Below are 13,252 nucleotides of genomic sequence, written 5' to 3' on the forward strand. Positions count from 1 at the left end.
GTTGATTTTTGGCACGCTGTTGAGTTCTCAAGGAACGGACGCTTCCTTCGTACTCACCCTCTCGGGCTTTCCTCCGGGCTTTTCCCTTCGGTCTTGCGTTTCCGACTCTATCAGATCTTTCCGATCCGATTTCCTCGGTGCTTTCCGGTCCCATTCGCTTTCGCTCCGGGCCCTTCCGGCGTGTCCACTACTTTAGCCGAATTCCCCGGCGACTCATAATCGAGTCATTCGAATCCGATTTCGGCATGCCGAAATAGGCCCCGTCAGGGTTCGTCGTAGGTAGTGGATGGCCGCTTCGGAGTGCTCTGAACAAGCACGATCCGTCTCAAGCGGCTCGGGCTACGTTAGGCGTCCGCAGCATCCAAGTCAAGTTGAGTCAAGACCTCCTCTGGCGCGGCGCGTGCGCGCGGTACGGACTCACCGTCGGGTCGTCGTCGATCCAGAACCGCCAGGGGTGCGGGGCCCCGTCGCCGCCGACGCCCGTCCGGGGGCCGCTGCGTACCTGGTCGGGAGCGGGCGGGGTGCCGGCGCGCAGGGAGAGGGGTGCCTCGGTGCCGGCGCAGGCGTCGGTGCCGTTCAGGGACAGGCCCACGTCGAGGGCGGTGGCCAGTCGGGCCGGGCCTTTGGCGAGTTCCTTGTCGTAGCGGGCCGAGAGTCGACGGCGGCGTGCCTCGTCGGCGCCGACGAGGATCTCCCCCGCCCGGAGCAACACGCCGCCGGCGTGGCCCTCCGGTCCGCACACCAGGTTGAGGCAGTGCCACATGCCGTAGGTGAAGTAGACGTACGCGTGTCCGGGTGGACCGAACATGACCGCGTTGCGGGCGGTGCGGCCCCGGAAGGCATGGGAGCCGGGGTCGATCGCTCCGGCGTACGCCTCCACCTCCGTGAGGCGCAGCTCGATGCGGCTCGCGCCCGCCGTCCGTACGAGGGTGCGCCCGAGCAGGTCGGGGGCGACCTCCAGGACGGGTCGGTCGAAGAAGGCCCTCGGGAGCGGCGTACGGTCGGGGCTCTCGCTCATGGCGTCCGAGCGTACTGGGGTGCCCGGCGGGCCCGCGGGAACCGGCTACGGTCGTCGCGCGTATGTAGGGGTCAGGACCAATAAGGAGTGCACATGGGATTCAAGAAGCTGCTCGCGAGCCTGGGCGCCGGCGGCGCGTCCGTGGAGACGGTGCTCACCGAGGAGAACGTCGTCCCCGGCGGAGTCGTCCAGGGCGAGGTGCGGATCCAGGGTGGCTCGGTCGACCAGCAGATCGAGGGGCTGTCCGTCGGGCTGCAGGCGCGGGTCGAGGTCGAGGGCAACGACCAGGAACTCAAGCAGGACATCGAGTTCGTCAAGGTCCGGCTCGGCGGCGCCTTCGAGGTGAAGGCCGGTGCGGTGCACGTCGTGCCGTTCGGGCTGGAGATCCCCTGGGAGACCCCGGTCACGGCGATCGCGGGGCAGCAGCTGCGCGGCATGAACATCGGTGTCACCACCGAGCTGGAGATCGCCCGTGCGGTGGACTCCGGCGATCTGGACCCGATCAACGTGCACCCGCTGCCGGCGCAGCAGGCGATCCTGGACGCGTTCATCCAGCTGGGCTTCCGCTTCAAGAGCGCGGACATGGAGCGCGGGCACATCCGCGGGACCCGGCAGCGGCTGCCGTTCTACCAGGAGATCGAGTTCTTCCCGCCGCAGCAGTACCGGGGGCTGAACCAGGTCGAGGTCAGCTTCGTCGCGGACGACCGCGAGATGGACGTCGTGCTGGAGATGGACAAGAAGCCGGGGCTCTTCAGCGAGGGCAGCGACTCGTTCCGCTCGTTCAAGGTGGGTCTGCAGGACTTCCACAACACCGACTGGGCCGCCTACCTGAACCAGTGGCTGGCCGACGTCGGCGGCAAGCGCAACTGGCTGTAGGGATCGCCCGGGCCGGCCGGCGCCGTGGTGTCGGGCCGGCAGGGTGCCCCAGGACACCCCCTAAGGGCTGTCCCGTAATCCCCGGCGGGCGCACGACGCCGGCTACGGCACTCCCCCAGCCTTCGGCCGGGGGTGCCCCCACGCGGCGTTGTCGGATCGCCCGAATACGCCCGGTATGAGGACGACCTTCCGCCTTGCGATGCACCGCATCCGACGCCGTGCGCCGACCCACCGCGGATTACGGGACACCCCCTAGGCTCGCCCCGTACGGAACGTATTCAGTCGATACGGAGGTTCAGACGTGGCCGAGGGGAAGAGGGCGCCGCTCCCTCACGACTTCCATCCGCCGGTGGCGGCGTTCACCGTGGTGAGCGACGACATCGTGCCGGGCGGGGTGCTGAAGGACGCTCAGGTGTACGCGGAGGGGAACCTCTCGCCGCAGCTGAGCTGGGAGGGCTTCCCGGCGGGGACGAAGAGCTTCGCCGTCACCTGCTTCGACCCGGACGCCCCGACGGGCAGCGGTTTCTGGCACTGGGTGTTGTTCGACATCCCTGCGTCGGTCACCGAGTTGCCCGCGGGTGCGGGCTCGGGGTCCTTCGAGGGGCTGCCCGCCGGGGCGGTGCAGGTCCGTAACGACTACGGGTCGAAGGACTTCGGCGGGGCCGCTCCGCCGGCCGGCGAGAACCACCGGTACGTGTTCACGGTGTACGCGGTGGATCAGGAGAAGCTCGGCCCGGACGCGGACGCGTCGGCCGCGGCGGTGGGCTTCAACCTGCGGTTCCATTCGTTGGGGCGGGCCCAGTTGCTCGCCGAGTACACCGCTCCCGCGGGGAGCTGAGCGTTCGTTTGTTGTTTGCCCGCTTCTGGTCTTGGAGAGATCAGAAGCGGGCATCTTTTCGTTCCGCACGGATATTGCGTTGTCCAACCCGGCGCGCCCGGCCAGAGTTGATCCAAGCCCGGAAGCCCTGCCACGGGGGCTGGGCCGCACACGGGAGGTGGGCACAATGCGGGACACGCTGGTTCTGAACGCGAGCTTCGAGCCGCTTTCTACGGTCACACTCAACCGTGCGGTGGTGCTTGTCCTGCAGGACAAGGCCGTCGTCGAGCAGGAGCATCCCGGTCTGCGCATGCGGGGTGCCGCCGTCGATCTGCCGGTGCCCCGCGTGATCAGGCTGTGCCGGTACGTGCGGGTGCCCTTCCGAAGACAGGCTCCGTGGTCGAGGCGGGGTGTCCTGGTACGGGACCAGCACCGGTGCGCGTACTGCGGGAGGCGCGCGACGACCGTGGACCACGTGGTGCCGCGGGCGCAGGGGGGCGGGGACAGCTGGCTGAACACGGTCGCGTCCTGCGCCGAGGACAACCACCGCAAGGCGGACCGGACGCCGGAGCAGGCGGGGATGCCGCTGCTGCACGAGCCGTTCGTGCCGACGCCGGCGGACGCGATGCTGCTGGCGATGCGGGCCGGTGAGCGGTCCGATCTGCCGCAGTGGCTGTCGGCCGCGGCTTCGGCGGCGTAGCCGGCGCGCGGTGCGGTGGAGGTGTGTGGGCCCGCTTCCCTTCGGGGAGACGGGCCCTCGTCGTGCGCGGGCCGGGTGCGGGACGCCTCAGCGGAGCAGGAGTTGCACGATGGCGACGGTGCCGACGGCGACGATGAACCCGCGCAGGGCGGCGGGCGGCAGGCGGCGTCCGACCTTGGCTCCTATCTGGCCGCCGATGGCGGAGCCGACGGCGATGAGGACGACGGCGGTCCAGTCGAATTCGGCGACGAAGAGGAAGAAGAGCGCGGCGATGCTGTTGACGATCGCGGCGAGGACGTTCTTGACGGCGTTCAGGCGCTGGAGGGTGTCCGCGAGGAGCATGCCCATCAGGGAGAGGTAGATGATCCCCTGGGCCGCGGTGAAGTAGCCGCCGTAGACGCTGGCGAGGAGGAGTCCGGTCAGCAGCAGGGGGCCGCCGTCGGGGTCGCCCGTGCTGCCGGTGCGTTCGCGGCGGGCTTGGACGGTTTTGGAGAGCCGTGGTTGGAGGATGACGAGGACCAGGGCGAGGGCGACGAGGACGGGGACGATCGTCTCGAAGGCCCGGGGCGGCAGCATGAGCAGGAGGCCGGCGCCGGCGAGCCCGCCGATCGCGGCGACGCTGCCGAGGCGCAGGATCCGGCGGCGCTGTCCCTTGAGCTCCTCGCGGTAGCCGATGGCGCCGCTGATGGAACCGGGGATCAGGCCGAGGGCGTTGGAGACGGTGGCCGTCACCGGGGGGAGTCCGGTGAGGAGCAGGACGGGGAACGTGATCAGCGTTCCCGATCCGACGATCGTGTTGATGGTGCCGGCTCCGACGCCGGCCGCGAAGACTGCCAGGATCTCCCAGATGGACAACGCCATCTCCTTACATGGTCAGTGAGTCGCCTCCCCGCCCGTGAGGGTCGAGGGGCTCGCACCGATCATGCACGACTGCGTGTATGTGTCAGTCAACGGGGGGCTGTTCGCGGCGTTCGGTCTCGGTGCCGGTGCGGCTGCCGGGTACGGCGCCGGTGTTGAAGCCGGGGGCGCCGCCGCCGAGGTTGCCGAAGGCGCCGGAGAGGCCCTTGAGGGCGTCGCCGATCTCGCTGGGGACGATCCAGAGCTTGTTGGCGTCGCCCTCGGCGATCTTCGGGAGCATCTGGAGGTACTGGTAGGAGAGCAGCTTCTGGTCGGGGTCGCCGGCGTGGATGGCCTCGAAGACCGTGCGGACGGCCTGGGCCTCGCCCTCGGCGCGCAGGGCGGCGGCCTTGGCCTCACCCTCGGCGCGGAGGATCGCGGACTGCTTCTCGCCCTCGGCGGTGAGGATCTGGGACTGGCGGATGCCCTCGGCGGTGAGGATCGCGGCGCGCTTGTCGCGGTCGGCGCGCATCTGCTTCTCCATCGAGTCCTGGATCGAGGTCGGCGGCTCGATCGCCTTGAGCTCGACGCGGTTGACGCGGATGCCCCACTTGCCGGTGGCCTCGTCGAGGACACCGCGCAGGGCGGCGTTGATCTCCTCGCGGGAGGTGAGGGTCCGCTCCAGGTCCATGCCGCCGATGATGTTGCGGAGGGTGGTGACGGTGAGCTGCTCGATGGCCTGGATGTAGCTGGCGACCTCGTAGGTCGCGGCCCGGGCGTCGGTCACCTGGTAGTAGATGACGGTGTCGATGTTGACGACCAGGTTGTCCTGGGTGATCACCGGCTGCGGCGGGAAGGGGACGACCTGTTCACGCAGGTCGATCCGGTTGCGGATCGAGTCGATGAACGGGACGACGATGTTCAGTCCGGCGTTGAGCGTGCGGGTGTAGCGTCCGAAGCGCTCCACGATGGCGGCGCTCGCCTGCGGGATGACCTGGATCGTCTTGATCAGGGCGATGAAGACAAGCACCACCAGAATGATCAGGACGATGATGACTGCTGACATCGTGTTCCCCGTGCCCTTCGCTACCGGTTGACTGCCGGGTTGTTTCCGATGATCGAGTTTCCCAGACCACGCGCCGTCGCGTGGGGGGTTCGGTCACATGACCACGGCGGTCGCCCCGTCGATGTCGACGACGTCGACCTGTTCACCGGCCTCGAAGGCCTGTCCGGCGTCGAGCGTCCGGGCGGACCAGACCTCACCGGCGAGTTTGATGCGGCCGCCGCTGCCGTCGACCCGTTCCAGGACGACGGCCTGACGGCCTTTCAGGGCGTCGATGCCGCTGGCGTGCCGGGGCGGCCCGTTGCGATGGCGGGCCGCGACGGGGCGGACGACCGCGAGGAGCGCCACCGACACCACGACGAAGACGATCACCTGCGCGACGATGCCGAAGCCGAGACCGGCGGTCACGGCTCCGGCGATCGCGCCGACGGAGAACATGCCGAATTCGGGCATCGCGGTCAGGACGAGCGGAATGCCCAGTCCCACCGCGCCGATCAGCCACCAGACCCACGCGTCGATGTCCACGTGGTCATCGTAGGGCGGCGGGAGGGCCGGGGACAGGGCGCGGCGCTGTGCGGGGACGCGACGCCCGGCGCAACCGGCTGTCGGGAGGGGCTACTTGAGCGGGAGACCCTGGGCGGTGTAGCGGTCGCCGACGTGCTCGACGACGAGCGGCAGGCCGAAGCAGAGCGACAGGTTGCGCGAGGTCAGCTCGGTCTCCATCGGTCCGGCGGCGAGCACCTTGCCCTGACGGATCATCAGGACGTGGGTGAAGCCGGGCGCGATCTCCTCGACATGGTGGGTGACCATGATCATGGAGGGCGCGTACGGGTCCCGGGCCAGGCGGCCGAGGCGGCGGACCAGGTCCTCGCGGCCGCCGAGGTCGAGGCCGGCGGCGGGCTCGTCCAGGAGGAGGAGCTCGGGGTCGGTCATCATGGCGCGGGCGATGAGGGTGCGCTTGCGCTCGCCCTCGGAGAGGGTGCCGAACCTGCGGTCGAGGTACTCGGTCATGCCGAGGCGGTCGAGGAAGGCGCGGGCGCGCTCCTCGTCGACGGCGTCGTAGTCCTCGTGCCAGGTGGCGGTCATGCCGTAGGCGGCGGTGAGGACGGTCTCCAGGACGGTCTGGCGCTTGGGGAGCTTCTCCGCCATGGCGATGCCGGCCATGCCGATCCGGGGGCGGAGGTCGAAGACGTCCGTGCCGACGCCGCCGAGCTGCTCGCCGAGGATCCGGGCGGTGCCGGAGGACGGGAAGAGGTAGCTGGAGGCGATGTTGAGCAGGGTGGTCTTGCCGGCGCCGTTGGGGCCGAGGATGACCCAGCGCTCACCCTCCTTGACCGACCAGGAGACCTCGTCCACCAGAGCCCGTCCGTCGCGGACCACGGATACGTCCACCAGCTCCAGTACATCGCTCATGAGCGCGTTGTCTCCCCTTGCGGTCGAGTCGTGTCGTCGCCTTGCGCCTGCGGGCGCGGCGTCCAGGGAAAACCTACGCCACTGACGGAGCGGGGCGGTCCTCAGGTCGTCTCTTGGGTCCGGCGCTCCCCTCTTTTCGGCGCCGGGCACCGCGAAGAGGGTGCGCCCCCGGACGGGCCGGGTCGGGGAGCGGTGTCCGGTGCCGTGGATCGCAAGGCGGAGGAGGGATCCACGGCGGAGCCATGACGGCCGACGACAACGCCGCGAGGCGCGGTGCCGGACACCGCGAGCCCGGCGACGGACGGTGGGGCGGCCTCTAATCTGGGGGCATGCTTTCGGAACCACGCTCAGGACGTCTGGCCGCCTGGGGCAATGCCCTGTCGGCCGGGGCGGTGTCGCCGGACGAGGCGGCGCTGGCCATTGTCGGGGAGGACGCGGTGCACCGCGTCGAGGGGCTGCCGGGCGAGGCGGGGCCGGTCGGGCTGACGCTGGCGCTGGGACGGCTGCGGGTGCTCGGGGTGACCGGGTGGCGGGTGGCGCTGCCCGCGCCGGGGCATCCGCTGGGTCTGAGCGGGCCGCCGGAGTTCAACGCGCGGGCGCTGGAGGCGGAGGAGGCGGCGGTCGGTTTCGGGGCGCCGTACGGTCTGGTGCCGGCGGTCACGGAGGCGGGCCCGGCAGGGGACGTGCACGTGGAGGTCGTGTGGCACTGCCTGCCGGTGCGGGAGGCGCCGCCCGCGGATGTGCCGTCCCTGAGTGAGGCGGAGCGCGAGCTGGCGGAGGCGCTGCGCGACGCGACGGCGGTGCTGACGAAGCTGGACGTGGCGGCCTCCGGTCCGGTGGCGGACGCGGCGCGGGAGGCGTACCGGGCGCGGGCGGAGGCGGGCCGGGAGGTCCTGGCCCCTGGTTATCCGCCGCGTGCGGTGCGGGTCCTGGAGCTGGCGCAGCGGATCGGTCTGCTGGTCGGTCTGGCGTACGGCGGGGGGCACGGGGGCGCGGTGAGCGCTTCGGAGATGGCCGCGCGGGGTGCCGCGCTGCGGCCGGTGGAGCGGGTCGCGCGCCGGGCGCAGGTCGCGGCGTACAACGCGTACGTGGAGGAGCGGGAACGGGATCGGGAGTTCTGAGGCGCGGGGTCGGGGCGGTTCGGTTCCTCGACGGGGAGCGCCGAGGCTCGGTCCCGGGCGGGCCGGTCCCGGCGCGGCGGGCCGCCCGGGTGGCCGGCGCGGTCGTGGGCGGGTACGGCGAAGCCCGGCCTCCGGGGGGATCGTCCGGGGGCCGGGCCGTTTCGGGTGGCGTCAGCCGTTGACGGCGCTGTTGCCGAAGGCCGGGTTGAGCAGGCCGATCACGTTGATCGTGTTGCCGGAGACGTTCACGGGAACGTGGACCGGGACCTGCACCAGGTTGCCGGAGGCGACGCCCGGCGAGTTGAGGGCCTGGCCGTGGGCGTCCGCGTCGGCGGAGGCCACACCCGCACCGGCGGCGACGATGCCGCCGGCGACCATGGTCAGGGCTGCGGCCTTCTTGAGCTTGTTCACTTTCAGGATCCTCCTGGTATTCGCTGCGACCGGGCCGTCGCAGCACGCCATGGAGAACGCCGCCACCCCCGCCGGGTTGCGCCGAACGGGGGACATACACCCGACGGTATGAAGAAGGGAACGGAAGTACCTCTCCCGATCTCCGTTCCCTCCCTGTGGGTCAGGTGGTGTGGCCGTGCCGGACCGCCCACAGCGCGGCCTGGGTCCGGTCCGCCAGATCGAGCTTCATGAGGATGTTCGAGACGTGCGTCTTGACCGTCTTCTCGGAGAGGACGAGGGCGCGCGCGATCTCCCGGTTGGACCTGCCGTCCGCGATCAGGCCGAGCACCTCCCGCTCACGTTCCGTGAGGGTCGACCCGCGGCCGGTACCGCTCGGCGCCTCGTCCTGCGAGAGCAGCGCCCCCGCCACCTCCGGCTGCAGCAGCACGTGCCCGGCGTGCACGGAGCGGATGGCGCCGGCCAGCGCGTCGGGGTCCACGTCCTTGTAGACGTATCCCGAGGCGCCCGCGCGCAGCGCGGGGATCACCGTGCGCTGCTCGGTGAAGCTGGTGACGATCAGCACACGGGCCGGGTTGGCCAGCTCGCGCAGCTTCCGCAGCGCCTCGATGCCGTCCATGCCGGGCATCTTGACGTCCATCAGGACGACATCGGGCCGCAGCTCCTCCGCCCGGGCGACGCCCTCGGCCCCGTCGGCGGCCTCGCCGACGACCTCTATGTCGTCCTGGACCTCCAGGAAGGTCCGCAGGCCGCGGCGGACGACCTGGTGGTCGTCGACCAGCAGGACGCGAATGGTCTTGTCAGCCACCGGGGACCTCCATCTCGATCGTGGTGCCTCGGCCGGGCGCCGATGTCACGGTGAGCCGGCCGCCGACACCGCCGGCCCGGTCCCGCATGGAGACCAGTCCGAGGTGGCGCCCGGCACTGCGGACCGTGCGGGGGTCGAAGCCCTTGCCGTCGTCCCGGACGGTGAGCAGGGCGCCCGGACCCCGCCGGACGAGGGAGACCGTGACGACGGCGGGCTCGGCGTGCCGCAGCGCGTTGTGCAGGGCCTCCTGCGCGACCCGGAGGACGGCCTCCTCCTGGGCGGCGGGCAGGGCGCGCATGCCGGGGCTGTCGAAGGTGACCCGCGCGCTGTGGGCCCGGTCCAGGACCTGGATCTGCGTCCGCAGGGTGTGCACGAGGCCGTCCTCGTCCAGTGCGGCGGGGCGCAGCTCCACGACGGCGGCGCGCAGCTCGTCGGCGGCCTCCGCGGCGAGCTCGGCGACCTGCTGGAGCTCGCCCTTGGCGCGGGCCGGGTCGCGGTCGACGAGGGCGGCGGCGGCCTGGGCGGTGAGCCGGAGCGAGAAGAGCTTCTGGCTGACGGCGTCGTGCAGCTCGTGGGCCAGGCGCGAGCGCTCCTCGGCGATGGTGAGCTCGCGGCTGCGTTCGTACAGGCGGGCGTTGGTCAGGGCGATCGCGGCGTGCTGGGCGAGGATCGAGAGCAGTTCCTCGTCCTCCGCGGTGAAGCCGCACCCGCCGTCGCCCGCGGGGGCGGCCGCGCGGCAGCGCTTGTTCGCCAGGAAGAGGGCGCCGATCGTCTCCTCGCCGTCCTGTACGGGCAGGCCGAGGAAGTCGGACATCTCGGGGTGCGCGGCCGGCCAGCCCTCGAAGCGCGGGTCCTCGCGGACGTCGGCGAGCCGCTCGGGCTCGGCCTTGTGGAGCATGGCGGCGAGGATGCCGTGCTGGCGGGGCAGGGGGCCGATGGCCCGCCACTGCTCGTCGCTGACGCCGTCGACCACGAACTGGGCGAAGCCGCCGTGGTCGTCCGGCACGCCCAGGGCCGCGTACTCGGCGTCGAGCAGCTCGCGCGCGGAGGCGACGATCGTCTTGAGGACGTCGCGCACCTCCAGGTGGCGGCTCATCGCCAGCAGCGCGGTGCTCACGGCGGCGAGGCCGGAGCTCGGTCGGTGACTCATGAACTCACCGTACCGGTGAGGTGTGACGGTGCGTATCCGCCCGGGGACGGCTCCGGCCCCCGACCACCGGCCTAGGTCGAAGTGCCGTGCCCGGTCCGGGCCCGCGGACGAGGCGGCGGGCGGGGGCGCGGCCGGAGGCTGGGGGCATCGAGGCGGAAGCCGGTACCCGAGGGGATGGACGTCATGAGTGTCGCGATCGTTACGGGAGCGTCGAAGGGGCTGGGGCGGGCGCTGGCCGGCGCGCTGGCCGAGCGGGGCTGGGACCTGGTGCTGGACGCCCGGACGGCACGGGTACTGGAGGAGAGCGCCCGGGCCGCTCGGGCGCGGGGAGGCCGGGTGGTGGCGCTGGCCGGGGATGTCACGGACCCGGCGCACCGCCGGGACCTGGTGGCGGCGGCCCGGGAGCTGGGCGGTCTCGACCTGCTGGTGAGCAACGCGAGCGCGCTGGGCGCGGAGCCGCTGGTGCGGCTGGCGGAGCAGCCGCTGGACGGACTGCGGGCGGCGCTGGAGACGAACGTGGTGGCGGCGCTGGGTCTCGTGCAGGAGGGGTTGCCGCTGCTGCGGGCGAGCGGGGCCGGGGCGGTGATCGCGGTCGGTTCGGACGCGGCGGTGGAGGCGTACGAGACGTGGGGCGGGTACGGGGCCTCGAAGGCGGCGTTGGAGCGGCTGGCGGCGGTGCTGGCGGTGGAGGAGCCGGGACTGCGGGTGTGGGCGGTGGACCCGGGGGACATGGCCACGGACCTGTACGCGGCGGCGGTGCCGGACGACACGGACGCGCGGCCGGATCCGGAGTCGGTGGTGCCCGCCCTCCTCTCTCTTCTGGAGCGCAGGCCGCCGAGTGGGCGGTACCTCGCGGGCGAGCCGGTGGGGGTCGCGGAATGAAGGGGGACGTGCTGGAGGCGCTGCGGGTGCCGGCGGAGCTGTCGGCGCGGGTGCCCGCGGAGCAGCGCGGGCCGGGGCGCGGGCGGGAGGACGTGCGGTTGCTGGTGTCGCGCGGCACGGAGGTGTCGCATCACGCCTTCCCCGCGCTGCCGGGGCTGCTGCGGGCCGGGGACGTGCTGGTGGTCAACACCTCGGCCACGCTCGCGGCCGCCGTGACGGGGCGGCTGGGCGGGGACACGGCCGGGCCGCCGGTCGTCGTCCACTTCTCCACCCGGGGCGACGACGGCCGGTGGGTGGTGGAGCTGCGGGACCCGGACGGGCGGGGCAGCAGCACGGCGCGGCCGGGCGGTCCGGCGGGGGCGGCGGTGCGGCTGCCGGGCGGGGCGCGGCTGGTGCTGGAGGAGCCGCTGGTGCCCGGCGCGGCCCGGCTGTGGTGGGGGCGGGCGGACTCGCCCGTGCCGGAGCTGCTCGCGCGGTACGGGCGGCCGATCCGTTACGGGTACACGGAGCGGGACCAGCCGCTGGCCGCGTACCAGACGGTCTTCGCCCTGCCCTCCCCCGACGGCACGGGGTCGGCGGAGATGCCGAGCGCGGGCCGGCCCTTCACGGCGCGGCTGGTGGCGGAGCTGGTGCGCCGGGGGGTGCAGTTCGCGCCGGTCATCCTGCACACGGGGGTGGCGTCGGCGGAGGCCCACGAGCCGCCGTACCCGGAGCGTTTCGAGGTGCCGGCGGCGTCGGCCCGGCTGGTGAACGCGGCGCGGGCGGGCGGGGGCCGTGTCGTGGCGGTCGGTACGACGGCCGTGCGGGCGCTGGAGTCCGCGGCGGACGGGGCGGGGGTGGTGCGGGCGGCGGCGGGGTGGACGGACCTGGTGGTGACCCCGGCGCGCGGGGTGCGGGCGGTGGACGGGCTGCTGACCGGGCTGCACGAGCCGGAGGCCTCGCATCTGCTGATGCTGGAGGCGGTCGCGGGGCGGCCCGCGCTGCGGCGGGCCTACGCCCAGGCGCTGCAAGGGCGCTACCTCTGGCACGAGTTCGGGGACCTGCACCTCCTCCTCCCGGCGGACCCGCTCACCATGCGCGTTGCGCCAGCAACGCCTGGTCAGGTTGTTACCAGGCCGATGTGAGCCCGCACATAGGACCCAGGTCACTTACTAAGGGTCGTAGTGGCTACATAAGGGACAGAACGGGACGGTAAAAACGGGCATTGCAGGGGTTTCGGGGCGTCGGTCCGGCGCCCCTGATCCACTACCCGGGATCGTAGGTCACACCTTTGCCAGGGGATTTTGCTGGCGCTAAGAATTGCAGCCGTCGCCGCCGAGGAAGGCGCAGCGCCGCCCCCGGCCTGAGCGACCCCCTGCTATTCGAAGAGGTAGTCCTGCATGTCTGCGAACACTTCTCGCCGCCGTCTGACCAAGACCCACAAGGCCTCGATCGCCGGTGTCGCCACGCTTGGCGCCGCAGCTCTCGCCTTCTCTCTCGTCCCGGGCAACGCCGCCGCCGAGGTCGAGCCTCAGGCGCTGGCCAACACCCAGCAGGCCGCCTGGGCGTACAACGCCGACAGCACCCAGGCCAAGGCGCTGCACTCGAGCCTTACCGACCAGCACACGACGCTCGGCCTCAAGGCCAAGCAGCAGGCCGAGGCCGCCGCCAAGGCCAAGGCGAACGCCGTCGCCGCCGCGAAGGCCAAGGCCGACGCCGCCGCCAAGGCCAAGGCGAAGGCCGCTGCCGCCGCCGCGAAGGCGAAGGCCGACGCCAAGAAGCGCGCCGCCGTGAAGGCCGCCGCGAGCCGCGCCGCCGCCCGCAAGCCCGTCTTCGCGAACAACCTCGACGGCTGGATCCGCGAGGCGCTGTTCATCATGGACAAGCACAACATTCCGGGCAGCTACAACGGCCTGCACAAGAACATCATGCGTGAGTCCAGCGGTAACCCGCGGGCCATCAACAACTGGGACATCAACGCCATCAACGGCGTCCCGTCCAAGGGTCTGCTGCAGGTCATCTACCCGACCTTCAAGGCCTACCACGTGCCCGGCACCGCGTTCGACCAGTACGACCCGGTCGCCAACATCGTCGCCGCCGCCAACTACGCGGCCGACCGCTACGGCTCGATCGACAACGTCAACAGCGCCTACTGATCGCGCTGAGGCAGCAACGCCGGA

At 71.9% G+C, this 13,252-nt stretch carries 15 protein-coding genes; 7 read left to right on the top strand and 8 right to left on the bottom strand.

From position 1 onward, the window contains the following. Positions 1-376: 376 nt before the first annotated feature. Positions 377-1,018 carry a DNA-3-methyladenine glycosylase gene (locus ACGFZF_RS00005; protein ID WP_393549970.1) on the bottom strand — a complete coding sequence of 214 codons (642 nt, stop codon included), beginning with the start codon at positions 1,016-1,018 and terminating at the stop codon, positions 377-379. A gap of 93 nt (positions 1,019-1,111) precedes the next feature. On the opposite strand from ACGFZF_RS00005, the gene ACGFZF_RS00010 reads away from it, so the two are divergent. From ACGFZF_RS00010 to ACGFZF_RS00020, 3 genes are all read left to right on the top strand, one after another. After that, positions 1,112-1,894, top strand: coding sequence for a sporulation protein (locus ACGFZF_RS00010; protein ID WP_393549973.1), 783 nt, complete (start codon positions 1,112-1,114; stop codon positions 1,892-1,894). A gap of 301 nt (positions 1,895-2,195) precedes the next feature. Beyond that, positions 2,196-2,732, top strand: coding sequence for a YbhB/YbcL family Raf kinase inhibitor-like protein (locus tag ACGFZF_RS00015; RefSeq protein WP_393549975.1), 537 nt, complete (start codon positions 2,196-2,198; stop codon positions 2,730-2,732). A gap of 166 nt (positions 2,733-2,898) precedes the next feature. Further along, positions 2,899-3,411 (top strand): HNH endonuclease, encoded by a 513-nt coding sequence (locus tag ACGFZF_RS00020; RefSeq protein WP_393549977.1) that lies wholly within the window; start codon positions 2,899-2,901, stop codon positions 3,409-3,411. Between the two features lie 87 nt (positions 3,412-3,498). On the opposite strand, the gene ACGFZF_RS00025 is transcribed toward ACGFZF_RS00020, so the two are convergent. The 4 genes from ACGFZF_RS00025 to ACGFZF_RS00040 all read right to left on the bottom strand — a co-directional run bounded on the left by ACGFZF_RS00025 (position 3,499) and on the right by ACGFZF_RS00040 (position 6,724). After that, positions 3,499-4,272 (bottom strand): sulfite exporter TauE/SafE family protein, encoded by a 774-nt coding sequence (locus ACGFZF_RS00025; protein ID WP_393549979.1) that lies wholly within the window; start codon positions 4,270-4,272, stop codon positions 3,499-3,501. Positions 4,273-4,354: 82 nt separating this feature from the next. Then, entirely contained in the window at positions 4,355-5,314 is a 960-nt protein-coding gene (locus ACGFZF_RS00030; protein ID WP_147977372.1) for an SPFH domain-containing protein, read from the bottom strand. 93 nt (positions 5,315-5,407) lie between these two features. Beyond that, positions 5,408-5,836, bottom strand: a complete 429-nt coding sequence (locus tag ACGFZF_RS00035; protein ID WP_393549982.1) for an NfeD family protein — start codon at positions 5,834-5,836, stop codon at positions 5,408-5,410. A gap of 90 nt (positions 5,837-5,926) precedes the next feature. After that, positions 5,927-6,724, bottom strand: coding sequence for an ABC transporter ATP-binding protein (locus ACGFZF_RS00040; protein ID WP_393549984.1), 798 nt, complete (start codon positions 6,722-6,724; stop codon positions 5,927-5,929). Between the two features lie 329 nt (positions 6,725-7,053). On the opposite strand from ACGFZF_RS00040, the gene ACGFZF_RS00045 reads away from it, so the two are divergent. Continuing rightward, positions 7,054-7,845 carry a hypothetical protein gene (locus tag ACGFZF_RS00045; RefSeq protein WP_393549986.1) on the top strand — a complete coding sequence of 264 codons (792 nt, stop codon included), beginning with the start codon at positions 7,054-7,056 and terminating at the stop codon, positions 7,843-7,845. 171 nt (positions 7,846-8,016) lie between these two features. Here the strand turns inward: ACGFZF_RS00045 and ACGFZF_RS00050 are convergent, their stop codons facing one another. The 3 genes from ACGFZF_RS00050 to ACGFZF_RS00060 all read right to left on the bottom strand — a co-directional run bounded on the left by ACGFZF_RS00050 (position 8,017) and on the right by ACGFZF_RS00060 (position 10,211). Then, positions 8,017-8,256, bottom strand: coding sequence for a chaplin (locus ACGFZF_RS00050; protein ID WP_356605494.1), 240 nt, complete (start codon positions 8,254-8,256; stop codon positions 8,017-8,019). 160 nt (positions 8,257-8,416) lie between these two features. Then, positions 8,417-9,061 carry a response regulator gene (locus tag ACGFZF_RS00055; RefSeq protein ID WP_393549989.1) on the bottom strand — a complete coding sequence of 215 codons (645 nt, stop codon included), beginning with the start codon at positions 9,059-9,061 and terminating at the stop codon, positions 8,417-8,419. Beyond that, positions 9,054-10,211 (bottom strand): GAF domain-containing protein, encoded by a 1,158-nt coding sequence (locus tag ACGFZF_RS00060; protein ID WP_393549991.1) that lies wholly within the window; start codon positions 10,209-10,211, stop codon positions 9,054-9,056. Before ACGFZF_RS00060 ends, ACGFZF_RS00055 begins: the two co-directional genes overlap by 8 nt. A 183-nt stretch (positions 10,212-10,394) precedes the next feature. Between ACGFZF_RS00060 and ACGFZF_RS00065 the strand changes: the two genes are divergently transcribed. The 3 genes from ACGFZF_RS00065 (at position 10,395) to ACGFZF_RS00075 (ending at position 13,228) form a co-directional block, all read left to right on the top strand. Beyond that, on the top strand, positions 10,395-11,093 hold the full coding sequence (locus tag ACGFZF_RS00065) for an SDR family NAD(P)-dependent oxidoreductase (RefSeq protein ID WP_393549993.1): 699 nt from the start codon (positions 10,395-10,397) through the stop codon (positions 11,091-11,093). Beyond that, the gene (locus ACGFZF_RS00070; RefSeq protein ID WP_393549995.1) at positions 11,090-12,217 is read left to right on the top strand and encodes an S-adenosylmethionine:tRNA ribosyltransferase-isomerase; all 1,128 of its coding nucleotides are present in this window, start codon (positions 11,090-11,092) and stop codon (positions 12,215-12,217) included. Before ACGFZF_RS00065 ends, ACGFZF_RS00070 begins: the two co-directional genes overlap by 4 nt. A gap of 255 nt (positions 12,218-12,472) precedes the next feature. After that, positions 12,473-13,228: a transglycosylase SLT domain-containing protein gene (locus ACGFZF_RS00075; protein WP_393549997.1), complete on the top strand. Its 756-nt coding sequence runs from the start codon at positions 12,473-12,475 to the stop codon at positions 13,226-13,228. The last annotated feature ends 24 nt before the right edge of the window (positions 13,229-13,252 follow it).

It is taken from the genome of Streptomyces sp. NPDC048338 (assembly GCF_043201055.1).
GTDB lineage: Bacteria > Actinomycetota > Actinomycetes > Streptomycetales > Streptomycetaceae > Streptomyces.